Genomic DNA, 25,790 nt, shown 5'->3' with positions numbered 1-25,790 from the left:
GACTTGTATGGTGAAGGCCATGCCCATGCCGCCGCCCGCCGACCTGCCCCTTCCGCGCACCGCCGCGCCGGCGCGACTCCTGGTCGTCCAGTCGCTGGCCGTGCAGCCGCTCGCGGCGGTGCTGGAGGAGAGCGGTTATGAGCTCCTGCGCGCGGCGGATGCGATCGCCGCGATGGAAGGCCTGGGCGCGGGACCGGCGCTGGTGATCATGGACATGGAGCTGCCGGAGCTGCCCGGCGACGGCCCGCTGGAGCTGCTGCGTCGCCTGGGCGGCGGCGGCGTCCCGGTGCTGACGCTGAGCCGCCCGCGCGATCCGCTGCGGCTCGGCGCCCTGCTGGCGGCGGGGGCCGCGGAGTGCCTCGTCAAGCCCGTGCGGCTGAGCGAACTGCTCGCGCGCGTCGAACGCCTGCTGCACCCCGCGCCCGCGGCGGGGCCCGCGGCGCCGCGCCGGCCCACGGCCAGCATGACCGTGCGGGAACGCGACGGCCATTGCGCGTGGCAGACGCCGCAGGCGCGCGCCCTGATGGCGGCGTACTTCCCGCCGCCCTGGTCGGAGCACGCGCGTCTGCCGCCGGAGGTGCTGGCCTGGCTGCATCGCGAGGCGCTGCGTCGGCGCGCGGGCGCGCCGCCCTCGTCGCTGACGATCGCGCCGCCGTCGGGGGCGCCGCGGCAGCGCCTGAGCTTCACGCTGATGATGGCGGACGCCGCCGTCATCGGCGACGGACACTGGCTGCTGGTGCTCCACGAGGCCGACGAGGCCGCGAGCCTCGCGACCCTGGCCAAGGCGCTGGACCTGCCGCTGTCGGACGCGGAGCTGCTGTTCGGCCTGCTCGGCGAACCCGCGCCGGACCAGCAGGCCCGGGCGCTGGGACTGGGGGACGCGGCCTATCGCATGCGGCTGGAGGCGCTGTGCCGGCGCCTGGGCGTGCCTGACGTGGGGCAGGCCGTGGAAAGTGCCCGCTCGGCCCTGGGGACGCCCAAGCCCGCAGGACGATGACGGGAGCGCCGCGCCGGGCGGTCCCCTGCGCTGCGGACCGGGTCAGGCCTCAGGCGGCGCCGGCGCCGGATCGAGGGCCGCCAGGTCGTCGGCGCTGAGCCACCCGCGCCGGGCGCTCCGCCGCAAGGCCTCGCGCCAGACCTCGAGGCAGCGGGGGTGATCGCCCTCCGATGCCGCGTCGCGACCGGGGCGCTCATCCGCGCCATAGGCGATGAGCAGTTCCCGGAGGTCGCCGTCGTCCAGCAGCTTGTCGGCGCGGGCCTGCAGGACCGCGTCGAGCCACACTTTCAACGCCTCGTCGTATCCACGCGCGAAGGCGACATGCGCGCCGGCGCCCTCGGACGCGGAGCCTGCTTCGAGCAGGCGCCGCACGAGCGGCTGCGACATCCGGGCTTCGCGTCCGGCTCGCAGTGTCGCCCTGGCGAGGGCCTCGATCACATCGGGCCGGTTGCGTTCGAAGGCGATCGCCAGCGGCGGGCGCGTTCCGTCCTTGCCCTCCAGGCGCAGGCGCAGCGTCGCGCGGTCGATCCACCGCCGTGAGACGGCAGAGACGAGCGCCTGCAGCACATCGGGGAGACCGGGGTAGCGCACCGCCGTCGTGGCGAGGTCGTCCAGTTCGTCGATGTCGAGCACGGCCGCCAGCGCCGGCACATGACGGTCCGACCGCCGCGGCCATGACATGAGCTCGTCCAGACACTGCGTCAGCATCGAGCGATCATCGAGGCTCATCAGCCGGCCCAGCAGCGAGGGGGCTTCGCCGGACCGTGTCGCCAGCAGCGAGCGCAGTTGCGGCGGGGACAGGCGCCGGTCTTCGACGAGCGCGCGCAGGCCGCGCAGGTAGCGCTTGAGCATTGGCCAGCCGTCGGTCGGACTGATGCCGGGCGGCGGCGGCCAGAACAGACGCCCCCCGGCGTCGCGCAGATCCAGCCAGCCGAGTTGCTGCGCCGACATCGGCTCCGAGCCGACGACGGCGGTCTGCACCAGGGCCATGTACCGGTCGAGGGCGCCGGGGATACGGTGCTCGAAGGCTTCCGCGAGCGCCGGCACGCCGCCGGCGCTCTCCGCCCGCAGCAGGGGGCGGACCTGATCCGCGGGCAGGATCCCCCGCGCATGCATCTCCAGGATGCGCTGCCAGTACACCTCGACCGTGCCCAGGTGACCCTGGCGCAGCGCGAGGGCCAGGGCACCGACGCGGTCGCCGTCCGGCGGCGGTTGGATGCGCAGCAGATCGATGGCTTGCGGCAACGACAGCAGCCGCCGGCCCAGCGCGACGGTGATCGCCTGCAGATGGAAGGCCAGCGCCGTCGTGGCGCCGTGAGACAGCCCCTGCACCAGGGCGGTGGTCTCGGCTCCGCCGTCCGACGCACGCAACATCCGCTCGAGCCACACCCCATCGCCGGCGTCCGGCCGGCACAGCGCCAGCAGGCAGCCGAGCACCGCCAGGACAGCGGCATCGTGGTCGCCCGCCATGCCCTCGCACAAGGGCCAGGCGCGGCGTGCCGGGGTGGCTTGCAAGGAGCCGTCCCCCGTGTCGTCCCGGAACGCCTCCGGCTCGATCAGCAGTTGTCCGATCAGCGCCCTGTCCAGATGCCCACGCTGATGGAGGCGCCCCAAGGTGCCCAGGATCGTCGCCAGCCGCGAGGCCTGCGTGCCCTGCGTCATCAGGACGCGCAGCCAGTGCGGCCGGTCCCGGGGCGCGCTGAACAGCGCCGCGGCCAATGCCGGACCGCGCGCCTTGTTCTCCCGGGCCGCCGCTTCCACCAGCGTCAGGTAGCGGTCGAGGACGGTCGGGCCGGCCGCCTGCAGCAGTGGCCGGGCCGACCCTTCGGCGCGGACCGCCAGCAGCAGCATGGCGACCGTGGGTGCGTCGAGCAAGGGCAGCGCGGTCGCCAGCGAGTCCAGGTAGGCCTCCGCCACCGGATCCTGGCCCCGCGCGAGCTGGGCGAGGCAGTGAGGCAGCACGGCGCCGTTGTGCCAGAGCTGCAGGCTTCGCTGCGCGCCCACGTTCTTCAGCAGGTAGACGATGAGCTCGACGTCCCCCCGCGATTCGGCCACGGCGATCAGCATCCGCGCGGCCTCGACGGGCAGCGTGTCCTCCCACCGGAGCTTGCACCAGCATCGGAAGCGGTCGTCCCCGAGGCGCCGCGCCATCGCGAGCGCGTCCTCCACGCGGACGAACCAGAGGGCGGGCAGGCGGGTGATCTCGTCCACGGGGGCATGCCGCAGCACGACCTCGAGCAAGGCGGCACGCGCGGGGGCGTCGAGGCGTCCGCCCGGATCGGCGGTCGACGGGCTCCCCAGCAGGCCCGCGCGCTCCACGCGGCGGAGATGGCGCGCCTCGGGCAAGGTATCCACCGGGGCGTCTCCCGTCTGCGCGCTCACCACCGCCAGGTCGTCGTCCAGCAGGATCAGGCGACGCGGGCCGCCCGTGCCGGGCCACTCGTGCAGCGAACGCTCGCGCGCCGGCAGGGTCAGGTCTTGCCTGGCGAGGTTGCGGCGGATCTGGGCGCCCACGAGCGTGGCATCGCGGTGGAGCGTCATCGCACCGTCGCTGTCCGTCCGGACGAAGGCGTCCATCGTCAGCGGCCCGTAGGCCGCCTCCAGCCCCTGCACCAGCATCGAGAGACGCGCGCAATGCGTGGTGTCGCCGTCGTCCTCCTTCCGCGTTCCGGACCTCAGATCCAATGGTTGATCACCCAGCCAGCCCGCGAGGTCCGCCGACACGCGCGACACGCATTCTTCCGCCAGGTGCCGCGCCACGCACATCGGCGTCAGCGTTTTCGCCAGGCGTTCCCGCAGCGGTTCGACCAGGTCCGCGACACGTCCGTCGTGCGGGGTGAACACATCGTCCCTGCGCGGCGCGCGCCCGCCCAGCCGGAGTTCCTCGATGGCGGCGGCGACCAGGTGGACCTCCAGCGACGTCGTCCGCTGCTGCCCCGGCCGGTAGGGGGTGCGGTGCTCCGCCCAACAGGCTTCCTGCTCCAGGATGCCCCGGATCGCGGCGCCGGTCCGGCGACGCAGGTTGCCGTCGCGCAGCAGGTCCAGCGCGGCCCGGGCGCGCGCGAAGTCGTCGACGATGCGCATCCCGCACAGGCCCATGCCGGCGACCATCCGGCGGAAGATCCCGCACCGTTCCCTGGCCGGGAGATCCTCGTTCGACAAGCCCTCGACGCATGCCGCGAGCAGGCGTTTGCCCCGTCCGAAGAGCTGGGGCAGGTAGGACTCGTAGAAGGCCCCGTCGTTGTCCATCAGGTGCTGGTGGAAGACCCCCAAGGGTTCCGGAGCCACGGGATGCCGACGCGCGAAAGCCTGGAGCGTCGCGATGGAGGCCTGCATCTGCGCCCGCGCGCGCGGCCAGTCGGGGCCGGCGCGGAACGCGAGGAACTCCGGCGGCAGACGCCCCGAGGCGTCGCAGGGGCCGTCGTAGTCCACGATGTCGGCCACGGCGCTCGCGTCGATGTGCCCGGCATGTCCGGAGCGGCGGGCGTCGGACGGCGCATCGTCGTCGGGGTCGAAGAGCGTCGCGTCGAAACCGAACGGAAATGCCGAGGAAGAGGGCGGTTGCATGGCCCGATCAGTGGCGCGGGCCCGCCGCATTGGCGGGACAATCGCAGCGTCCGCCGCGCTCCCGCGCTCCCGCGCTCCCGCGCTCCCGCGCTCCCGCGCTCCCGCGCTCCCGCGCTCCCGCGCTCCCGCGCTCCCGCGAGCCCGGCAGGCCCCGGCGTCCTGCGCCCCGGTCCATCAAGTCCGGCTGATCAGCCCAGGCGTGTCGAGCGGGGCCACGATTTCCTGCCACTCGTCGGCATCGATCCAGCCGCGGGACCGCGCTTCTCCCGCGGCCTCGCGCAACAGCGCCGCGCAGGCGCGTGGGCGCAGGTCGTCGGCGGCGAGGGAGCCGTCGGAGGCCGCCTCGATCGCGCGCCGGTCGCCGTCGGCATCGGCCACCAGCAGGGTCACATAGTCCCCGTTGGACAGGCGGTCCGCCTCGCGCAGTCGCTGGATGCCGGCCAGCCAGGCCGTCAGCGTGTCCACGCGGCCCAGGCGCAAGGCCTCGAAGGCGCCGTGGCGGTCCAGGGCGTCGTTCCTTCCCTGGACGATGGGGACAAGCCGACGCGCCAGGACCTGGTTCGTCGCCGTGGCCGTCACCAGCCAGTCGAAGAGGATGGACAGCCGTCGCGCGCTCCCCTGCGTCATCGCCTTGTACATCGACGTCGCCTCGCGCGTGCGGTGCGCCATCCCCAGCAGTTCGACGACTTCGCCGCTGCTCAGCCATCGTCCGCCCTCGGCGGTGCCCAGACGGTCCAGCCAGTCGCGCAGGCCGTTGTCCCCGATCGCCTGCGCTTCAGCGGCTGCGGCGTCATTGGCGGCGTCGGCCGGCGCAGCCGTCTGACGCGTCGTGTCGAGCAACAGCAGCAGTACGGAGTCGTCCGTCCTGTGATGGGTCGCGGCGAGATGCCTGCACAACTGCGTCGAATCGATCCAGCCGCGCTGACGCGCCAGCAACGCGCTGTCCAGCGCCAGGTTGAACAAGGGGGACGGGGCCTTGCCGAGCTGCCGGCAATAACCCGCCAGCGTCACCGAAACGTCAAAGGACTGGACGTGCAGGAGCCCGTCGACATCGACAACGCGGCCGTGCCTGGCGGCGAGCTGCGCCACCAGGTCGAAGTAGGCGCGCAGGACGGACACCCAGTGGGCGCTCATCGCCTCCTTCTTCCACTCGTCCGGCTTGATCAACGCGATGCATTGGTCGAGCGAGAACAGGCCCTCCGCGTGGAGCCGCTTGAGCAGGCCAAGACCCCGCTCAGGGTCGAGTGGGCTCATGCCGGCGGCGCGCGCAGCGGTCGACGACAGGGACAGGGACAGCCTCTCGCTCAATTCATCGACGCCCAGGTAGCCCTGCCGGAAGCGGTGGACCAGTTGTTCCTCCAGTTGCGGCGGTGTCCATCGCCTGGAGTCGGGCAGCACCGCCTCCGGTCCGGTCGCCGTTGGTGCGTTCGTTGCAGGGCCGTTCCTGGGCGCGGCGCCAACGGTCAGCGACGCCGGGGGACCGCTGTCGGCCGCGGCACCGTCCATGGGCGGCGGCATGCCCGCCAGTTGCTGGGCGGCCAGCCTGCGCCATTCCCGCAGAACGGCTGCGCACGGCCCGTCTTCGCCGGCGGTCGCCACGGCGCGGCGGACCAGTTCGAGACCCTGTCCCGTCGGCAGGCCGTCCGGCGTGCCGACGGGCGGCACGCGGACCAGCCGTGCCAGTCCGTGCGCGGACAGATGGCCTTGCTGATGGAGCGTGACCAGCCCTTCCAGATAGGCCTTCAGTGCCCCGGCGATCACCGCCGACCGGTTGACCCGCGGCACCAGCACCTCGTCCGGCAGCGCCAGGGCCTGGATCGGCGGCATCCAGGGGGCGCTCGCGTGCTGCGTCATCCAGGACAGGAAGGTGGACACGTGAGCCCGCTGGCCGTGCATCACGGCGCTGCACAGCGGCGAGGTCGCGGGGCGGCCGCCGAGGCCGCCCGGGTCGCCGGGCTCGTCGGGCGTCGGGTGCAGCAAGGTGCGCATGTCCCGTGGCGACAAGGCCAGTTCGTCACCGGCGCGGGCGAGGCAGGCCAGCACCTGACGAAGGGGCTCGGGGCTGGTCTGTATGCGGGAGAAGTCCAGGAAGGCGCCCAGTCGCACGTCGGCGTGCAGCAAGGCCACGATCACCGGTCCGGACAGCAGGCCCTCGCGATGCAAGGTCCCCAGACGCTGCAACACGGCGTCGGGCCATGGCGGCAGCGTCGCAGAGGCGGTCCAGCGCGCGAGCAGGCCGCGCCGGAAGTCATTCAACGCCTTGCGGCATGGCGTCCAGCGGACCCCGTCGGCCGCGGCGCGGAGGCGATCCAGCGCCGCCAGGCACGCGTCCGCGAACGCATCGTTCCCCTCCCGCAGCGCCTGCGGCAGATGCGGCAGGACCAGCGGCCACGCGGCGCGCAGGTTCTCGAGGTCCATGGCGCCGATCAGGCCCAGCGCCGCGGCCGGAAGTCGCCGGTGGAGTGCGGTCTCCAACGCGCGACAGGTGAGCCCCGAGCCTGCCGCATCGGCCCGTGCGGCGACATCCCCGAGCAGTCGCGCGGCGGCCTCGTCCTCCAGCGACGCGCACACCTGGGAGAGGACGCCCGGCACCACCAGCCAGGCCGACTCCCAGGTCTCGGGCGGGGTAGTCTGGACGGCGATGACGCCGTCGATCACCCGCATGAGGATCTTCGGATCCGACAGAGGCCTCGCGGCGGGCGCCTGCCCCGCGGCGTGCAGGTCGAGCGCGCCGGACGACGCCGCCTCGCGCAGCACCCGGAGGACGTCGGCGGGCCGCGGCGTGCGTTCGCGAGGGCCGTCGTCGTCCTCCTCGATCACCGACGGCACATCGCCCTGCTTCAGCACCAGCGCCCATCGCGTGGCGTCGGCGTTTTCCTGCCACACCGTCAGGTCGGCCTTCTCTTCCACCAGGCGATCCTTGACCAGGTTCTTCCGGATGTTCGACAGCACGGCCTGCGGGTCGTCGGTGAGGACCAGCGGCTCCAGGACGCCGTCGCCGCGCACGAAGCGGCGCGCCTCCAGCTTGCCGAAACGACTGCCGGCCTTGCGCACCGTGCGATCCAGCGTGGGCCAGTCCTCGCCCTCCAGGGTCGACGTCGCGTCCGTCCATTTGCACAGCGCGCGACGCACCTTGCCCATGCACTCGTGGGCGAGCGTTCGGGCGACGGAAGCCGGCGTCACCGACTGCCGCACGGCACTGCGGCAGTCCCGGACCCGCTGCGGGAAATCGTCGGGTTCGCGGAACCAGGGATCGTTGTCGGGCGCGTACGCCCAAGGCAGGCCGATCCGTTTCTCGAATTGAAGCACCACATGCGGATTCGTCTGGTACTGATCCGACGCCGATCCGCCGCTGGCGAGTGCCTGCACGATCGCGGCCTTCGCCGTGTTCCGGCACACGCGCTGGACGGCGTTCTTCAGACCGTCGCCCAGTTGCCGCATCCCGTACTCGGCATCGATCAGTTCCCCCACGGTCCGGCCACCGCAGTTGCGAAGGCCCTCGCCCAATCGCCGCAGGCACCGCAGGGCGCCCGATCGGCGATCGTCGCCTCGGGCCTCCAGCCGGCCGAGCATGGCGGCGATCAGCTCCAGGGACCGCTTGCCGCGGGTGAAGAGGTCCGGCAGATAGATGCGCTGGAGCGCGTCGGGCGTCGGCGACGTCAGAACCACCACCAGGCGATGGATGTCCGTCGCGATCGGGTCTTCGCCGCGATCGCGGGCATAACGCTCCATCGTTTCGAGGCAGTGCATCATCTGCGTCGTCGCGCGGCGCCCGTCCTCGCTCTGGCGGAAGGCCTCGAAGGCGTGGCGATCCTCCGGGCCGTACACCGGCTCGCCGGCGTCCGCCGCGGCCAGGACGTCGACGGCCGGAGGATCGTCGGCAAAGACCTCGCGCCGGAAACCGAAATCGAGCGGTCCCGCATCGGCGGCGGGCTGGTGAAGAACAAGTTCGAGCATCCGGCTGTGTGCATCGCCATCCCGGAACGGTTTCCTGGTCGGCAACAGGTCGCCAGGCGGTCATCCGGCTTTGGCGGGACAATCACGGATTGCCCCAGGACCGCCGATGTTCAGTTCCCTGATTGCCCCCGATGCCGGCGCCGCGCCGTCCGACGCGCGCGAGCGCTTCCTCCGCCTGCTGCGCACCGCGTTGGCGGAGCGCCGTTTCCAGCGCCTGCTGCTGAACCGTCACGAGGGCGAGGACGCCTCGCTCGAACGGCTGACCGTGCGCGACATCGAGCTGCGCGGCGAGCGCGCGTTGAGCTTCCTGTGGCGGCACAAGACCAAGGACGTCACCAAGAACCATCCGCTGGATGAGGGCCTCGCGCTGATCGACGGCCTGCTGGGGCGCGATTTCCAGCAGGCGCATCTGGACACGCTCGGCGAGGAGGTGCAACTGCGCTTCAGCCGCAAGGGCAAGCCGCTGCTGCAGGTGGGGAAGAAGGCGGGTGCGGGCGCACCAGGCGCACCCGCCGCGGCCGACGGCAGCGATGCCGAGGCGGATGCGGACGGTTCGAACGGCGCGACGGCGCCCGGCGGGCATGACCGTGCCAAGCCCCGCGAGCTGTCGACCGGCAGCCCGTTCTGGCGCGACCTCGGCGTCACGCACGAGCTCAAGGGCCAGCCCGCGCTGGTGCCGGCGATGGCGCGCAAGTGGAAGCAGATCAACAAGTTCATCGAGATCTTCGGCGCGGCGGTCCGCAAGGCCGGGCTGGACGAACCCGGCACGCCCGTGCGGCTGGCCGACTTCGGCTCCGGCAAGGGTTACCTGACCTTCGCCATGCACGACTGGCTGCGCGCGCAAGGCCTGGCACCGCGGGTGCAGGGCGTCGAGCTCAAGCAGGACATGGTGGCGCTGGGCAACGCGGCGGCGGCGCGTCACGGGCTCGAGGGCCTGAGCTTCGAGCACGGCGACGTGCGCGAGCGCGGCGACCAGCCGCTGGACGTGATGGTCGCGCTGCATGCCTGCGACATCGCGACCGACTACGCGATGCACTTCGGCCTGCGCAGCGGCGCGCGCATCATCATGTGCGCCCCGTGCTGCCACAAGGAGATCCGCCCGCAGATGACGACGCCGGCCGCGCTGCGGCCGCTGCTGCAGCACGGCATCCACCTCGGCCAGGAGGCGGAGATGGTGACCGACTCGCTGCGGGCGCTGCTGCTGGAGCTGATGGGCTACGACACGCAGGTGATCGAGTTCATCGCGCTGGAGCACACCAGCAAGAACAAGATGGTGCTGGCCGTGAAGCGCCCGCAAGACCCGACCCCGGCGCGCCGCGCGGAGCTGCTGGCGCAGCTCGACGAGATCAAGCGCTTCTACGGCCTGCGCAGTCAGGCGCTGGAGACGCTGCTGCGCGTGGAAGGCAGGCTCGAGCCCGTCTGAGCGGCCAGCAGGCCCGGGAGCGACGCGCGCCAGGCCTGGAGGTGGCCCTCGCCGCCGCCGCGCGCCGCGGCGACGCGGAGCAAGGTGCAGGGAGTGCCCTTGGGATACCCGGCGGCGGACAGCAGATCCACCGGCCGCAGTACGCCCGCCGCGCACGCGGTATCCAATCCGCAGAGGTAACGGGTCAAGGCCGCGTGCACATGCGGCTCCTTGACGGTGGACACGACCTGCTCCGCTTCCCGCGCGTCGGACAGCAGGATGCGCCGAGCCGCCGCACTGTCGAGCCGCTCCTCCCGCACCATGGCGGTCACCCACTTGAACAGGCCGTCCACCAGGAATGGCTTCCCCGCGATCAGCGCGGCGCTCATGAGCGGTGACGGCACCGGGTATTGGGCGGTGCCGCTGACCTGCAGCAGGGCGGCGGTCTCCTCGGCGCTGAGCTCGAGCTGGATCGAGAGCCGGCGGATCAGGGCGAGTTCCACCAGCAGACGCTCCGGACCGCCTTGGTAGAACGTCGTTTCCAGCGCGTCGGACAAGCCAGCGGACTCGTTGAGCAGCGGCGCCGTCAATCGGCGTCCGGGCCCGCTGCGCAGCGACTGCAGCGCTGAGATCAGACCATCCCAGGCGGGTCCGCCGACCTGGGATCGATCGCTGCCGAGCGGATAGGCATTCTTGAAACGGACCAGTCCAACGCGCGCGGGGAAAAGGGGAACGGTACGTCCGAGTTGTTTCGCCAAGCGGCCGATCAACTGGCGTTGCGGCGAGGGGCGGTCGACGACCTCCGCGTCTCCGTCCTCGACCCCGTCCCCGCCCCGGACCCGCGCCTCGGTGTTCAACGACCGGTCGCGCGCCGCCTGCTCGTGCAATTGACGCTGCCAGCTGTCGGTGAAGCCTTCGGCGTCCCAGGACGCCAGCAGCGCTGCGAGCGGCGCACCCCCGTGGCCGCGGAGCAGCAGATGCAGCGCGTGGTCCAGGGCGTCGGCTTCCCAATTCGGCGCGGCCTGGCTCAGCCACGAGGCCAGTGTCAGGTCGTCCAGTCCCTGGCGCTCGATCACGGTCTCGAGGCCCGCGGCGGACGGGCAGGCCGCGACGCGCTCACGCGTGCCTTGCGGGTCCGATCGCGCCGCCGCCGACGAATCGGCGAATGCCCTCAGTGCCTGCCGGGTCCGCGCGTCGAGCCCGCGCGGCAGCCCGGTGGGCCGGAGCAGCGCATCGATCTCCCGGCGGTTCAGGAAGCGCCGCGGCGGATTCAATTCCTCCCCGGTTCCGTCGTCGAGCACGACATATGGCCATCGGCCTTCGAACAGCACGATGCGTTCGCGCTTGCCGTGGACGCGACGCTCCTGGAGCACCTGCTCCCGCGGGGACGGGGCGATGTGCTGTTCCGCCATGTTGTGGCGGATGCCGATGGCCAGGAGGCGCGGATCGTCGGTCAGGCCGCCTGTGAGATCGCCCTCGTCGTCCAGCGCCGCGACCTGGTGGACATGCAGATCGCCGAAGCGCGGGACGAACGCTTGCAGGGCCTTCTCCAGCAGGGGCCAGTGGTCGAGGTCCTCCCACACGGCGAGCGTGGCCCCCTTCAGTTCGTCCTCCAGCTTCTGGCCGACTTCCATCAGACAGTCGTCGGCGAGATGCTCCGCGATCGTCGTCATGTCCATGCGCTGCGCCAGGCCGTCGGCGCAACGCCTGATCTCGTCCGCATGGGCGCGGACGTCGATGATGAAGGTGTCGGTCAACTCCGACGCCAGCGAGAAGCCCGGCAGGCGCAAGGCGGCCGCGAAGGGGTCCAGCGCGTGGGGGGTCGAGAGATCATGGTGCGCGAGCCTGGCTTCGCCGCGCAGCAGCTCCCTCAGATGAACGAGGGCCACGTCGGAGAACGCGGACCAGACCGAAGCGCCGAGTCCGCCCGCCAGCCCCGCGAGCCGCAGCGCCGCCCGTTTGAGCTCCGAGGCGTGGCGCTGCGGGCACTCTTTGAGACCCTCGATGCGCAGGAGCGTCTGGCAGCGGTGCTGCAGGCTGATGTCTTCGTTGCCGAGATGACGGACCACCGCTTCCAGGGCCTGCTTGCACTCGGGTCGATAGAGCTCGATCTCCCCTTGGGGCTTCGGCCCCGCGTGCTTCTTGCGGAACGCGAGCAGATGCGACAGTTCCGTCGTGGCCGCCGTCAGGCGATGTTGCTCGGTGAACTCGAGGACCGCCGTGATCGCCGTCTGCCATTCCTCCCGTGCGCGATGGCCGTCGGGACTCTCGAGGAACTCGCGGTTCTGCCTCTGCAGCATCGGCTTGAACTCGCTGATTTCTGAATTCGGCGGCGGCGGCGGGGCATACGCCGGCGCGGGTCCGGCATCGAGGCCATCGGCCCGGGCGCCGTCCAGCCTGCTCTCCTCGGCGTGCTTGCTGTCGAAGAACGCCGGTTCGAAGCTGTAAGAGGTTTGGACGCTGGGCGCCCAGGAAGACGAAGAAGGAAAAGTCATGAGTCCTGGGTGCGCAGGCGCCCGGGACGGTTCGCGAAGTTGCCGGAATGAAACTTGCCATGCGGGGCCATGGCCGTGCTTGCGGCGCTCCAGGCGACTCGATGTCCAACCTCCTTGCACCGTCCCCCGCTCCCGTCCCCTGGCTGGCCCGCGTCCTCGGCGCCGCGCTGCTCATCCTCGGCTTCGTCATGCTCGCCGCGGGCGGCCTGCTGGCCTCGCTGGGCGGCAGCTGGTATTACGCGTTGTCGGGACTGGCCTGGGCCATCATCGGCGCGTTGATGTGGGGGCGGCTGCGCGAGGCGGTGCTCGGTTATGCGCTCTACTTCCTCGCCACGCTCGTGTGGAGCCTGTGGGAAGTGGGCCTGGACTGGTGGCCGCTGGGCGCGCGCATCGGCGTGCCCTTCCTCATCGGCGCGGTGCTGCTCGCGCTGGTGCCGACGATGCGCCGTCATCTGCCCGTCGACGATCTCCGCCGCGTCGCCTGGCGCAGTCCGCCGGCGCTCGCGCTCGCGGTGGTGCTCGGGATTTTCGTTGTCGTCGCGTTGACGTCGTGGACACGCGACCTTCATGCCGTCGAAGGCACGATGCCGGCCAACGGCGCCGCGCGTCCGCCCGGTGTGCCGGCCTCCGGCGCGGCCTCGGTGCCCGACGGGGAGTGGCACGCCTACGGCCGCACCGGTTTCGGCCAGCGCTGGTCGCCGCTGGCGCAGATCACGCCGGCCAATGTCGGCGATCTCAAGCTGGCCTGGGACTTCCGCACCGGCGATGTCCGCGGCCGGCCCGGCGACCCCGTGGAGACCACCTTCGAGGTCACGCCCCTGAAGGTCGGCGAGCGGCTCTTCCTCTGCACGCCCCACCAGACGGTGCTGGCGCTCGACGCGACCACGGGCCGCGAGCTGTGGCGCTTCGATCCGCAGGTGCGCGGACAACTGGCGCTGCAGCATCTGACCTGCCGCGGCCTGTCCTACCAGCCGCCGGCGGACACGATGGCGGCGGCCGGAGCGCAGCCCGCCGCCTGCGCGGCCAAGCTCTTCATGCCCACCGCCGACGCGCGGCTGATCGCCCTGGATCCGGCGACGGGCAAGACCTGCCCCTCGTTCGGGCAGCAGGGCGCGGTCAGCCTGATGGCCGGCATGCCCAACGCCAAGCCGGGCGCCTATTACTCGACCTCGCCGGTGGTGGTGACCCGCAAGCTGGTGATCGTCGGCGGCACGGTGCTCGACAACGCGTCGACGAAGGAGCAGTCCGGCGTGATCCGCGCCTATGACATCGAGACCGGCGCGCTGGTCTGGAACTGGGATTCCGCCAACCCCGACGCCACCGCGCCGATCGCGGCCGGGCAGACCTACACGGCCAACTCGCCCAACAGCTGGTCGGTGGCCAGCGTCGACGAGTCGCTCGGCCTGGTCTACCTGCCGATGGGCAACCAGCCGCCCGACCAGTGGGGCGGCAAGCGCTCCGCGGCGGTGGAGAAGCACTCGTCGTCGGTGGTGGCGCTGGACCTCGCGACGGGACAAGTGCGCTGGGTCTTCCAGACCGTGCATCACGACCTGTGGGACTACGACGTGCCCGCGCAGCCGGTGCTGGTGGACCTGACGGTGAAGGGCCGGCGCGTGCCCGCGCTCGTGCAGCCGACCAAGCAGGGCGAGCTCTTCGTGCTGGACCGCCGCGACGGCAGGCCGGTGTTCCCGGTGACCGAGACGCCGGCGCCGCAGGGCGCGGCGGCGGGCGACTTCAGCGCGCCCACGCAGCCGGTGTCGGCGATCTCGTTCAACCCGCCGGCGCTGCGCGAGCGCGACATGTGGGGCGTGTCGATGTTCGACCAGCTCTGGTGCCGCATCGCCTTCCACAGGCTGCGCTACGAGGGCCGCTTCACGCCGCCGTCGGAGCAGGGCTCGCTGATCAACCCGGGCAACTTCGGCGTCTTCAACTGGGGCAGCATCGCCGTCGATCCGGTGCGCGGCATCGCGTTCACGACGCCGGCGATCCTGGGCTTCACCTCGACGCTGGTGCCGCGTCGCGACGACACCTCGCTGCTGGTGCAGGACGGCGGGCCGCCCAAGGGCGCGCTGCCGGCGCTCAACGAGAACTTCGGCGCGCCGTTCGCCGCGAAGATGAAGCCCTTCACCTCGCCGCTGGGCATCCCGTGCCAGGCGCCGCCGTGGGGCACGGTGGCCGGGGTCGACCTGAACGAGGGCAAGGTCGTCTGGCGCCATCGCAACGGGACCGTGCGCGACCTGTCGCCGGTGCCGGTGCCGTTCAAGCTCGGCGTGCCGAGCCTGGGCGGACCGATGATGACGGCCGGCGGCGTGGCCTTCCTGTCAGGCAGCATGGACGACTATGTCCGCGCCTACGACGTCAACGACGGCCGCGTGCTGTGGGAAAGCCGCCTGCCCGCCGGTGGTCAGGCCACGCCGATGACCTACCTGGGCGCGGACGGGCGGCAGTACGTGCTGGTCATCGCGGGCGGCCACGGGTCGACCGGGACGAAGCCCGGCGACCATGTGCGCGCGTATGCGCTGGAGAAGCGCTGAGCGGACCGGGTCAGCCCTTGGCCGCCACGATGGCCTGTGCATCCATGTAGGCCGCCAGCGCCTCGGGTTTGTTGCTTCGCTCCAGCATGGTCTTCAACGTCGTGTTGTAGGGGCCCAGCAGCACTGTCCGGGCTTCCTTCGCGGTGATCAGGCCGGTGGCCTGCGCCTGCGAGATCAGCATGCCCCACTGGCGCAGGCGATCGGCCTTCCCCGGATCCCCCGCCCATGTCCGGATGTCGGCGTGATATCTCAAGCTGGTCGGCAGCAGGGCCTGCTTGGCCTCCCTGGCGTTCATGCGGCCGCCATCCACGGCCAGCTTGAGCGCCTGCAGCCAGGGCGCGAAGACGTCCGGATGGTCGAGCGCCTCGTTGCTCATCGCCTCGGTCAGCAACTTGCGTTCGTCCTCGACCCCGATCGCCTTGTCCTTCCGGAGCACGCCGGCGGCGGAGAGCAGCAACTGCACCGATGCTTCGTGGCCGTTCGCCATGGCCCCACGCAGTGCGCTCTGACGATGGTGACCGGACGGCTCCTTCAAGAGCCGGGCGAGCTCGACGGGCGATGCGTGCAGCGCCTGCAGCGAGGCGCTGAGTGATGGCGCGTCGCCGGCTTTGAGCGCTGCCAGGAACGATTGGCGGGCCGCGTTCAAGTCGACTTCGGAGTCGGGCAAGGACGCGGGGGGAAGGGTGGCGACGGGGGGCAGGTACATGGCAGTCTCGGAATGACGAAAGAGTGTCAGTCGACGCTGTTCGTCGCTGGTTCACCGAGGACATCCGGTTGTCCGACGCCGAAGAGACGAAAAAAAGCCCGGCCCCTCGTGGAGAGGCCGGGCAAGGGCGCTGTGACGCCGCCTGAACGCCCTGACTGCTGAGGGCGTGGCGCTGCGGCGTGGCGAATGGGGAGCGCTTGCGCGCCGGCCATGAGGCGACCCGCGACGGGACGCGGCCTGGGCGCGTGGATCGTGAGAACTCAGGTCCGCGGGGGCGGAACCGGCGCCGGGGCTGGCTTTCCGGGGCAGGGACGCGGGGGCGTGGACTGCGGGGAGGCGGGCGTGCGGCGTGTCGTCATGCTTCGCATCATCGCCGCGGCCGGAAAAGCCGAGAAGGAAAGAACAGGGCGCAAATCCGGCCAAACAAGTGGCCGGTTTTTTCGTCCATTTCCGGGCCTTCAGGGAATCGGCGGGCGCAAGGGCACCTGGAAGGCATGGCGACGTCGGAGGCGGTGGTCCAACGGGTCAGTTGCCGTCCGGGACCCCCCGGTTCGATCAAGGTCGGTTCCACCAACGACAAGCCCGGCGCGTACGGGACGGGCCGGGCCTGAAGATGATGCGGTCCGGTGCGCGGCAAGCGCACCGACGGGTCAGCGCGTCGCCCTGTCGGGCATCACGCGCAGGTCGCTCATCACGCGCATCACGCGCATCACGCGCATCACTTGACGTCCATCCCGAACGTGTTCGCGATGAAGGCCAGGATGTCCGCGCGCTCCTCGATGATCTTGGAGGTCGGCTTGCCGGCGCCGTGGCCGGCCTGCGTCTCGATGCGGATCAGCTTGGGCGCGGGGCCGGTGTCGGCGGCCTGCAGCGTCGCGGTGTACTTGAAGCTGTGGGCCGGGACGACGCGGTCGTCATGGTCGCCGGTGGTCACCAGGATGGCCGGATAACGCGCGCCGCTCTTGATCGTGTGCAGCGGCGAGTAGGCCTTCAGCCACTGGAAGTCCGCGGCGTTCTCCGAGCTGCCGTAGTCCGAGGTCCACGCCCAGCCGATGGTGAACTTGTGGAAGCGCAGCATGTCCATCACCCCGACCTGCGGCACGGCGGCGCCGAACAGGTCCGGACGCTGGTTCACGACCGCGCCCACCAGCAGGCCGCCGTTGGAGCCGCCGTTGATGGCGAGCTTCGCGGGCTGCGTGTACTTGCTGGACACCAGGTACTCGCCGGCGGCGATGAAGTCGTCGAAGACGTTCTGCTTCTTGCCCTTGGTGCCGGCCTCGTGCCAGGCGGCGCCGTACTCGCCGCCGCCGCGCAGCACGGCCAGCACGTAGACGCCGCCCATCTTCATCCAGGTCGCGGCGGTGACGCCGTAGCCCGGCGTCATCGGCACGTTGAAGCCGCCGTAGCCGTAGAGCAGCGTCGGGTTGGTGCCGTCCAGCTTCAGGCCCTTGCGGTGCGCGATGAAGATCGGCAGCCTGGTGCCGTCCTTGCTGGTGACGAAGACGCGCTTGCTCTCGAATTCGCTCGCGTCGAACGCGGTCTGCGCGCGCTTGAACAGCTCGGCCTTGCCGGTCTTCGCGTCCAGGCGCCAGATCTCGCCCGGCGTGGTCAGGCTGGTGTAGCTGAAGAAGGTCTCCGGGTCGTTCCACTTGCCGCCGAAGCCGGCGGCGGTGCCGACGCCGGGCAGCTGGATGTCGCGCACATGCTTGCCGCTGGGGGCGTGCACGCGCACCAGCGTGGCGGCGTCCTGCAGGTAGCTCAGCACCAGCTGGCCGCCGACGCCGTTGGCGGCGTTCAGCGCGTCCTTGGTCTCGGGCACCAGCGTGGTCCAGGTCTTCGGATCCTTGGCCTGCCAGTCCTTGTCCAGGTCGATCGCGATCAGGCGGCCGCGCGGCGCGTCCTTGTCGGTCTTGACGATCAGGCGCTGGCCGTCCAGCACGACGGGCGCGTACTCCGCGTCGAAGCTGACGGTCAGCGGCACCGGCTTGGCGCCGGCGTAGCCGCCCTTGCTGTCCAGCGGCAGCAGCATCAGGCCGTTCTTGCGGGCGGAGCCCTTCCACACGTTGATCAGTCCGAGGCGGCCGTCGTCGGTGACGTCGACGTTGAAGCCCCATTCCTTCTCGGCCGGGTTCTCCACGACCAGCGTGTCGGCGGACTGCGGCGTGCCCAGGCGGTGGTAGTAGACCTTCTGGAAGTAGTTGGCGCCGGTCAGGGCCGCGCCTTCCTTGGGCGCGTCGTAGCGCGAATAGAAGAAGCCCTTGCCGTCCGGCGTCCAGGACGCGCCGGAGAACTTGACCCACTCGATGGTGTCGTCCAGGTCCTTGCCGGTGTCGAGGTCGCGGACCTTCCAGGTCTGCCAGTCGGAGCCGGCGCCGGCGGTGCCGTAGGCCAGCAGGCGGCCGTCCTTGGACACGACGCTGCCGGTCAGGGCCACGGTGCCGTCCTTGGACAGCGTGTTGGGGTCGAGCGCGACCTGCGGCGTGTCCTTCAGGCTGCGCGCGGTGTAGAGCACCGCCTGCTGCTGCAGGCCGTTGTTGCGGGTCCAGAAGTAGCGGCCGCCTTCCTTGTAGGGGACGCCGAACTTCTCGAAGTTGTAGAGGTCGGTGTAGAGCTTGCGCGCGGGCAGGCGCTGCGGCATCGCGGCGAGGAACTTGTCGGTGACCGCGTTCTCGGCCTGGACCCAGGCCTTGGTGTCGGCGCTGTTGTCGTCCTCGAGCCAGCGGTAGGGATCGGCGACGGTGGTGCCGTGGTAGTTGTCGGTCTGGTCGACCTTGCGGGTGACCGGGTAGGTCAGGCCCTGCGAGGCGGCCGACGCATTGGCGGAGGTCGTGGCGGGGGCCGAGGCGGTTTGCGCGGTGGCGGCCGTCGCGGCGCCGAGCCCGACCACCAGCGCGGCGGTCAACGAAAGACGGGAATGCATGCGATGTGCTCCTGGAGTCGGGAAGCCGCCCGGCGCGGCTCGTGGCCGTTCGGGGCGGTGGGCGGGAATTGTGCCCCGCTGTCCGTGGGGTGCCTTTGGTCAGGGCGGGGAAGTACGGGGTGGACGAACTTCATCGAATCCATCGCGGCGACGGTGGCTCAAAGTGATCGTCTTTCGCGGACGACTGACTTGTCCTGGTTGTTTTGGCCTTTGGCTCGAATCCCGCGGTGCCGGATCGTTCTCAGAATCCCGCATCCCTCTTCATTGGAAAGTGCAGGTGCAGAATGAATGCCCTCGTGGATCCGATCTACTTCACGCCTCCCATGTCCGCGTCCGAGCCTGAGTCCGAGACCATCCCGTTGACGGTGAGCATCGACGTTGAATTGATGCGCAAACTCGAAGCGGGAGCCGCCGCATCGAACCTCTCGATGGACGAGCACGTGGCCTGGCTGCTCGAGGAAGCGATCTTCATCAACAGCCCGGAGTTCTTTGATCCGGACAACTGGGAGGCGCACGAATACCGCCTCGTGCGCGAGTCGCTCCAGTCCACCATCCTCGGGCATGACCTGCCCCTGGAGCAGGTGGAAACGGAGATCGAAGATCAATTCGGAACGGACGGGTCGCAAGATCTTCCGGCGCAGTCTTGAGCGCGGCGATCACGCGGCAGGCGCGTCAGGACCTCTTCGAGATCCTCAGTCGTATCAAGGCGGATGACCCCTTTGCCGCCGAAAAGATGGCCAAGGAGTTCTTTCGCAAGTTCAAACTGCTGTCCAACCAGCCAGGCATCGGTACCCGCACGAGGAATCAGAACGTGCGGGTCTTCCCGGTCAAGCGCAGCTACAAGGTGCTCTACCAGTCACCGCCGCCGCATCTGATCATCCGCCGTGTGATCCATGCGGCACGGCGTTGGCCCGAAGCCGAGCTGCCGGGAAGGCGGACTCAGTAATCCCACCTCGCCTCGACTTGGAACGTCCGCCCCGGATACGGATGGAAGTTCCAGTACTGGTAGTTGTTGAGGTTGTCGACGCCGGCCGCGAGCGACCACTGCTTGTCCAGTCGCCACTGGGCCCGCAGGTCGACGGTGAAGTACTTGCTCGCCGCCATGTAGGCAAAGCCGTTGACGTCGCTGTTGTCGAGCGTGCTGAACTGCTTGCCGCTGTAGCGCGCGCCGAGGCTCAGGCTGAGGTCGTCGCGCGCCTGCCATTGCGCGAGCATCGTCGCGCGCCAGCGCGGCACGCGCGGCTGCCACTTGCCGATCGTGTCGCCGGGCACCGTCGCATAGCCGGCATTGGCCAGGATGACCGAATCGGCGAAGGTCACGCTGCCCGTCAGGCTCACGCGCTGCGGCAGTCCCGCCGTGCCGCTGAACTCGACGCCCCGCGTCCGGATGCGATCGATGTTCTGCACCGTGTTCGCGTTGGTCGCGACGTTCAGCTGCGAGTACAGCGCATCGCGGCTGTCCTCGTGGAAGAGCGTGATCCGTAGCGCGTCACGATCCTTGCCGGTCCATTCGGCGCTGAGTTCGCTGGTCCAGCTGCGTTCGGCCTTCAGGTCGGGATCGTTGTTGATGAACTGTCCCGCGGCGTTGAAGCCGCCCTGGAACAGCTCGCTGACCGTCGGGAAGCGCACCGCGCGGCCGGTGCTGGCCTTGATCACCCACTGATCGCTCAGTCCGTACGACAGCGCCGCCTTCGGCGACCACGCGGTCTGCGCGCGTGACGGGTGGTTCTGCAGGTTCGTCGTCGACTGGGTCACGCCGTCGAACGACTGCCAGTGCTCGCCGCGCAGACCCAGCACCGCTGTCCAATCAGGCGCGAAGGCCCAGGCGTCCTGCGCGAAGACGGCCCGCACGCGCGTGTCGCCGTCGAAGCGCGAGGTCAGTGCGCCGGCATCGCCATCTCGCCAGTCCGCCAACGCGGAGACCCGAGTGCGCAGCCGATAGCGCTCCTGCGACACGCCTGCATCGATCGTGTGATCGCTGCCGACAGGCGTCCATGTGAGCTTCCCCGACAGCGTGTTCCAGCCGGTGCCCGCCTGGTCGGTGAGCCGACCGGCGTTGGGGGCTGCGCTCGTCGGCGCGTAGGCTCGCGAGCGGTCGGCGAGGTAGTCGTACAGGCTGCCCGACACCTCCCAACCGAGCCCGTCGCGCACGCGGCGCTTCAGCGAGATCGCATGCATGCGGTGCTCGAGCTCGTCGCGCGTCTGCGGGAAGTCGCTCGCGCTGAGCGAGTAGCCCTTGCCGTCGATGCTGACCGGCTGGGTGATGCCGCCACCGGAGCGGTGATCGATCGTCTGCCCGTTCGCGTCCGTCAGGAAGCTCTGCGAGCGGCCGTCTGAGTCGTTGCTCCACAGCCCGAACACATACATCGCGCGCAGGCCGGGATCGATGTCGTAGGCGAGCTTCAGCTTCGCCTGGTCCTGCACCGTGTCGTATCGCGTGCCGCTGCCCAGCAGCAGCCACGGCTGGTTGGCGCGGTTGAGCCCGGCGACCGCGCCCGTGACCGGCACCGCGCCGGCCGCCGGAGCGGCCGAGCTCAGGGTCCTGTTCGCGAAGGTCTGCGGCTGGCCCTCGCTGTCGGTGCGGCCGGCGTGCAGCCACCACGAGAACGCGCCCTCCGCACTGCCGATCGACGCGCTCGCCTGCTTCGCGTCGTAGTCGCGCTTGTGGCCGTAGAGCTCATTGGGCTGATGGCTGTAGCCCACCCGCGCATGCGCCTCGAAACGCGTCGGCATGCGCGTCTGGTAGTCGACGACGGCACCCACCGCATTGCCCGAATACGCCGCCGAGAACGGCCCGTACATCACGTCGACACGGGCGATCTCCTCCGGCGACACGAGGCCCCATCGCGGCGCGAAGGTCGCGCCGTTGCCCAGCAGGTTGGACAGCAGGATGCCGTCCGCATAAACCAGCGAGCGCGCGCTGTTGCCGGTGCCCGACGCGCGCGTCGACAGCACGGCATGGTTGTAGTCGCCGATGTAGCGCTTGCGCACCAGCAGGCTGGGCAGATACTTGAGCGCATCCTCGGCATCGGTGGCATTGATGTCGCGGGCGATCGCCTCGCCGGTGACGCCCTCCATCGTCGTGGGAATGCGGCTCGGGAGCGAGGTCGGCGCGGCGCCGTCGACACGGACGATGCCCAGGGAAAGAGCGCGGACGTCGGCGTCCTCCGCGGCGTACACGATCGTGGACGCGGCAGCGGAAGCGGACGCCAGCACCGTGAGCGCGCCGGCTCTCAGCCGGCGCGCACGGGAAATGCTGTGCATGGAAAGGAACTCCAACGGAATGAAGAAGCACCGGCGGCAAGCCGGCGCGGCAGACTTCAGACCGTCAGAGGCGGCGCCCTCGCCGGCGCACTGCGCCAGGCGTGCGCGGTGACCGCGGCGCTGTAGAAGCGCTCCGGCAGGCCGTGGCGCAGCTCGGTGCGCAGCGGCAGCACCCCCGGCACCGGCGGCAGCGGCAGCACGTCCTGGTGCAGGTGGCAGAACGCACAGTGCTGGAACAGCGCGTGGTCCTGGTCGTCGATGCCACTGTCCGCCAACCCCGCACGCAATTCGGCGGCGCGCGGGCCGACGACGCTGGAGCGGCAGATCTGCGTCCACGGCGCCAGATCCCCGCTCAATGCCTGCGCACCCATCGACGCGGCAGGCAGCAGCGCCGCCAGCCAGAAGACCAGGACGGTCATCCAGCGGGCGAAGACGGTGGGGGAATGCGGGGGCATCACGCGGGGCATTCTAGGGGGAGCGCGCGAAGCAGGCATGGCCGGGGCCGGCGGCTCGCGCCTCGCTTGGCGCGCCAACTCGTTCCGTTCACCTGCGGCTCACTGCACTCAAACAGACGGCGCGCAAGTCAGTCTTGAACGCTCGGCTTCGCCGCCGGCCCCGGCCATGCCCGCTTCGCGTTCGACGAGTCGCGGACTCAGGTCGGACTCAAGAGATCGAAGAGAGTGCGGGCGACGACCTTCGTCGCGCGGCGCAGGTCGTCCAAGTCGACTCGCTCGTCCGAACGCTTGGCATGCGACGCCAGCACCGTGCGTGGGCCCGCGCCATAGATCGCCGCAGGAATGCCGTGCTCGCCGTAGAGACGCACATCGGTGTACAGCGGCGTGCCCGACGTCGGAATCGGCTCGCCGAAGACCGCCTCGCCATGACGCTGCAATGCGTCGACCAGCGGTTGATTGCCCGGCAGCGGCTTGAGCGCGCGCGCCAGCAGCAGGCGCTTCACGTCGACCGTGATGCCAGGGAACGAGGCCGCAGCCTTCGCGATGGTGTCCCGGATCTCCGCCTCGACAACGACCGGATCCTCCTCCGGAATCATCCGGCGATCCAGCTTCAACGTGACCTTGCCCGGCACGACATTGGTGTTCGTGCCGCCCTCGATGCGGCCCACGTTCAGGTAAGGATGCTTGATGCCCTCGACCTTCGACGTGACCTCGCGGTACGCGACGTTGCGCGCATAGAGCGCGTTCAGGATCACCACCGCGCCCTGCAGCGCATCGATGCCGGTGTCCGGGATCGCGGCATGCGCCATCTTGCCGTGAACCGTCACCTCCATCTGCAGGCAACCATTGTGCGCAGTGACCACCTGGTAGCTGAAGCCGGCAGCAAGCAGCAGATCAGGCTTCGTCAGCCCCTGTTGCAGCAGCCAGCCGGGGCCGAGCTCGCCGCCGAATTCCTCGTCGTAGGTGAAATGCAACTCGACGCCACCCTTCAGTGCGACACCTTGCGCGGCCAACGCTTCCACTGCGCGCAACGCGAAGGTGTAGGTCGAGAAGTCACTCTTGCTGACGGCCGACGCGCGTCCGAAGAGCTTGCCGTCGACGACCTCGCCGCCATAAGGATCGTGCGTCCAACCATCACCCGGCGGCACCACGTCGCCGTGCGCGTTCAGGGCGATCACCGGGCCGGCAAGGCCATCGCCATCGCCGTTCCCATTCCCACCGCCGTTGCCGCTACCGCTGCCATCGTTCTTTCCGTTGCCGTTGCCGTTGCCGTTGCCGTGGCCCACGGAGCCGAAGCGGCGGCGGACGATCAGGTTGGTCAGCGATTCCAGCCCGTACTCGCGCACCTGCGCCTGGGGCACCGGGTGCTTCTCGGCGACGTAGCCCATCTCGGCGAGCAGCTCGGCCGTGCGCTCGGCATGTGGCGCGTTGTTGCCGGGCGGCGTGTCGGTGGGCACGCGCACCAGCGCCTGCAGGTAGCGGACCTGTTCGTCGAAGTGGGCGTCGATCCAAGCGTCGAGCGCGTCGTAGGAGGTCTGGGAGGAGGTGGGTGCGGAAGCGGTCATGGGAGGTCTGGTCCGGGAGATCGGGCGGCGTTCACAGCCGGTCGAGCAGCGCGAGGAAGGCCTGCACGCAGAGTTCGGTGTCGTCGTTGCTGATCGCTTCGAGCGGGTTGTGGCTGATGCCGAGGTTCAGTCCGCGCTGGAACAGCATGGCCTGCGGCATCGCCTGATGGAGCTTCATCGCGTCGTGGCCGGCGCCCGAGGGCATGCGGTGCACCGGCAGACCGAGCGTATCGACCGCTGCCTCCCAACGCGCCTGCCACGCCGCATCGCTCGGCGCGGCGGCGGCGGCCTCGGTGCGCTCCAGCGTGAAGCTGACGCCGCGGCGTTCGCAGATCTCGGCGAGACGGGCTCGCACGTCGGCGTCGAGCGCATCGCGCGCCGCATCGGTCGTCGCGCGCAGGTCGAGGCTGAATCGACAGCGGCCCGGGATCACGTTGATGGACCCGTTGGGCACCTGCAGCTGCCCGACGGTGCCGACGACCTCGGGCACCGCGCCGGCGCGTTCCTCGACGTAGAGGATCAACTCCGCGACCGCCGCGGCCGCGTCCCGTCGCCGGTCCATCGGCGTCGTGCCGGCGTGCGAGGCGAGCCCGCGCACTTCGCCGACGTAGCGGATGCTGCCGTTGATCGAGGTGACGATGCCCAGCGGCAGGTCGAGCTCGTTGAGCACCGGACCCTGCTCGATGTGCACCTCGATGAAACCGAGGTAGCGCGCCGGATCTCGCTTCAAGGCTTGGATCGCCTCCATCGTGCCGGGCAGGCCGGCGTCGCGCATCAGGTCGCGCAGCACGACGCCGTCGGCATCGGCCTGATCCAGCCACGCCGGATCGAAACGGCCGACCAGCGCGCTGGAGCCGAGGAAGGTCGCCTTGTAGCGCTGGCCTTCCTCCTCGGAGAAGCCGACGACCTCGATGCCGTGCTTGAGCCGGCGCCCTTGGCGTTTGAGCTCGCGCACGCAGGCCATCGGCACGAGGATGCCCAGCCGCCCGTCGTACTTGCCGCCGTTGCGCACGGTGTCGTAGTGGCTGCCGGTCAGCAGGCGCGGGGGGGTGTCGGCCTGATCGCGGTGTTCGCCTTGTCGTTCGCCCTTTTGTTCGCCCTTTTGTTCGCTCGGCTGTTCGCTTGGTTGTTGGCCCTGCTGCTCGCCGTGATAGACGCCGACGACGTTGCCGACCGCGTCGATGCCGACCTCGTCGAAGCCGCACTCGCGCATCCAGTCGGCGAGTTGCGCCGCCGCGGCGCGATGGGCGTCGGTCAGGTACAGGACGGTGAGCTGGCCGTTCTCCGCGAAGCCGGGATCGGAGAACCGCGCCAGCGATTCCGACCAGTCCCAGACCTGGTTGCCCAGGGTCGGCGCCACGCCGAACTTGTCGTTGAGCCGGATCTCCGCGATGCGATGGATGTTGCGCAGGCACTCGGCGCGCTCGATGTCCGGGTGCGCGTTCAGGCGCCGCGCGAAGGTATCGATGATCTGCTGCCGCGTCAGGCCGTCGCCGCGCGGGCCGCGCACGGCGAGGATGAAGGGCCAGCCGAAGCGCGCGTTGTAGTCGGCATTCAGCTGCTGCAGCCTTGCGAACTCTTGCGGCGTGCAGTTCGTGAGGCCGGCTTTGCTCTGCTCGTTCGTGGACTCGGCGGTCAAGGCCTGCGCCACCATCGCCTTGCCGGCGAGTTCCGGGTGCGCGCGGATCAGGCCGAGCTGCTCGTCGAGCGCGGCCTCGCGCACGACGGTCGCCATCGCATGCTTCAGCGCCGCAAGGCTCGGGAAGCCGCCCGCGGGGCGCCGGGCGAAGGCGCGTCGCGCGATCCACGGCGAGTGCTCGTAGACGCCGTCCAGCAGCGCGACGAAGGCGTCCTCGCCGGCCGCGTCCAGCGCGGCGAGGGACAGGGACGGCGAGGGCGGAAGTGTTGGCGAAGAGGTGCTCATCGGA

At 70.4% G+C, this 25,790-nt stretch carries 14 protein-coding genes; 5 read left to right on the top strand and 9 right to left on the bottom strand.

Features of this window, described 5'->3' with window-relative positions:
• The first annotated feature begins 19 nt into the window (after window positions 1-19).
• The gene (locus ACQ4L4_RS15475; RefSeq protein WP_431099825.1) at window positions 20-997 is read left to right on the top strand and encodes a response regulator; all 978 of its coding nucleotides are present in this window, start codon (window positions 20-22) and stop codon (window positions 995-997) included.
• A gap of 42 nt (window positions 998-1,039) precedes the next feature.
• On the opposite strand, the gene ACQ4L4_RS15470 is transcribed toward ACQ4L4_RS15475, so the two are convergent.
• Together ACQ4L4_RS15470 and ACQ4L4_RS15465 are read right to left on the bottom strand one after the other, a co-directional pair.
• Entirely contained in the window at window positions 1,040-4,564 is a 3,525-nt protein-coding gene (locus ACQ4L4_RS15470) for a hypothetical protein (protein WP_431099823.1), read from the bottom strand.
• Window positions 4,565-4,738: 174 nt separating this feature from the next.
• Window positions 4,739-8,521, bottom strand: coding sequence for a hypothetical protein (locus ACQ4L4_RS15465; protein WP_431099822.1), 3,783 nt, complete (start codon window positions 8,519-8,521; stop codon window positions 4,739-4,741).
• A 106-nt stretch (window positions 8,522-8,627) separates the two neighbouring features.
• On the opposite strand from ACQ4L4_RS15465, the gene ACQ4L4_RS15460 reads away from it, so the two are divergent.
• Window positions 8,628-9,944 carry a class I SAM-dependent methyltransferase gene (locus tag ACQ4L4_RS15460; RefSeq protein ID WP_431099821.1) on the top strand — a complete coding sequence of 439 codons (1,317 nt, stop codon included), beginning with the start codon at window positions 8,628-8,630 and terminating at the stop codon, window positions 9,942-9,944.
• On the opposite strand, the gene ACQ4L4_RS15455 is transcribed toward ACQ4L4_RS15460, so the two are convergent.
• On the bottom strand, window positions 9,893-12,418 hold the full coding sequence (locus ACQ4L4_RS15455; RefSeq protein WP_431099820.1) for a hypothetical protein: 2,526 nt from the start codon (window positions 12,416-12,418) through the stop codon (window positions 9,893-9,895). The two genes, ACQ4L4_RS15460 and ACQ4L4_RS15455, sit on opposite strands and share 52 nt — an antisense overlap.
• A gap of 101 nt (window positions 12,419-12,519) precedes the next feature.
• Here ACQ4L4_RS15455 and ACQ4L4_RS15450 point away from each other — a divergent pair, with 101 nt between their 5' ends.
• Complete coding sequence (locus ACQ4L4_RS15450; protein ID WP_431099819.1) at window positions 12,520-14,952, top strand: membrane-bound PQQ-dependent dehydrogenase, glucose/quinate/shikimate family; 2,433 nt, start codon at window positions 12,520-12,522, stop codon at window positions 14,950-14,952.
• Between the two features lie 10 nt (window positions 14,953-14,962).
• Here the strand turns inward: ACQ4L4_RS15450 and ACQ4L4_RS15445 are convergent, their stop codons facing one another.
• Both ACQ4L4_RS15445 and ACQ4L4_RS15440 read right to left on the bottom strand, forming a co-directional pair.
• On the bottom strand, window positions 14,963-15,658 hold the full coding sequence (locus ACQ4L4_RS15445) for a hypothetical protein (RefSeq protein WP_431099818.1): 696 nt from the start codon (window positions 15,656-15,658) through the stop codon (window positions 14,963-14,965).
• Window positions 15,659-16,376: 718 nt separating this feature from the next.
• Window positions 16,377-18,578 carry a prolyl oligopeptidase family serine peptidase gene (locus tag ACQ4L4_RS15440; protein ID WP_431099817.1) on the bottom strand — a complete coding sequence of 734 codons (2,202 nt, stop codon included), beginning with the start codon at window positions 18,576-18,578 and terminating at the stop codon, window positions 16,377-16,379.
• A gap of 296 nt (window positions 18,579-18,874) precedes the next feature.
• Here ACQ4L4_RS15440 and ACQ4L4_RS15435 point away from each other — a divergent pair, with 296 nt between their 5' ends.
• Window positions 18,875-19,225: a hypothetical protein gene (locus tag ACQ4L4_RS15435; protein WP_431099816.1), complete on the top strand. Its 351-nt coding sequence runs from the start codon at window positions 18,875-18,877 to the stop codon at window positions 19,223-19,225.
• Window positions 19,222-19,524, top strand: a complete 303-nt coding sequence (locus ACQ4L4_RS15430) for a type II toxin-antitoxin system RelE/ParE family toxin (RefSeq protein WP_431099815.1) — start codon at window positions 19,222-19,224, stop codon at window positions 19,522-19,524. Before ACQ4L4_RS15435 ends, ACQ4L4_RS15430 begins: the two co-directional genes overlap by 4 nt.
• Here ACQ4L4_RS15430 and ACQ4L4_RS15425 read toward each other — a convergent pair.
• The 4 genes from ACQ4L4_RS15425 to uraD form a co-directional block, all read right to left on the bottom strand.
• Window positions 19,518-21,842 carry a TonB-dependent receptor gene (locus ACQ4L4_RS15425; protein WP_431099814.1) on the bottom strand — a complete coding sequence of 775 codons (2,325 nt, stop codon included), beginning with the start codon at window positions 21,840-21,842 and terminating at the stop codon, window positions 19,518-19,520. The two genes, ACQ4L4_RS15430 and ACQ4L4_RS15425, sit on opposite strands and share 7 nt — an antisense overlap.
• A gap of 56 nt (window positions 21,843-21,898) precedes the next feature.
• Entirely contained in the window at window positions 21,899-22,297 is a 399-nt protein-coding gene (locus tag ACQ4L4_RS15420) for a DUF2946 domain-containing protein (RefSeq protein ID WP_431099813.1), read from the bottom strand.
• A gap of 197 nt (window positions 22,298-22,494) precedes the next feature.
• On the bottom strand, window positions 22,495-23,862 hold the full coding sequence (locus ACQ4L4_RS15415) for a M20 family metallopeptidase (protein ID WP_431099812.1): 1,368 nt from the start codon (window positions 23,860-23,862) through the stop codon (window positions 22,495-22,497).
• A 31-nt stretch (window positions 23,863-23,893) separates the two neighbouring features.
• A complete protein-coding gene (uraD, locus tag ACQ4L4_RS15410) occupies window positions 23,894-25,786 on the bottom strand; it encodes a 2-oxo-4-hydroxy-4-carboxy-5-ureidoimidazoline decarboxylase (RefSeq protein ID WP_431099810.1) in 1,893 nt (630 codons plus the stop codon).
• Between the last annotated feature and the right edge of the window lie 4 nt (window positions 25,787-25,790).

This window comes from Roseateles noduli (assembly GCF_050626985.1).
Taxonomy (GTDB): Bacteria; Pseudomonadota; Gammaproteobacteria; order Burkholderiales; family Burkholderiaceae_C; genus Roseateles; species Roseateles noduli_A.
The sequence above is the reverse complement of the archived record's forward strand: the minus strand, read 5'-3'. Positions and strand labels throughout refer to the sequence as shown.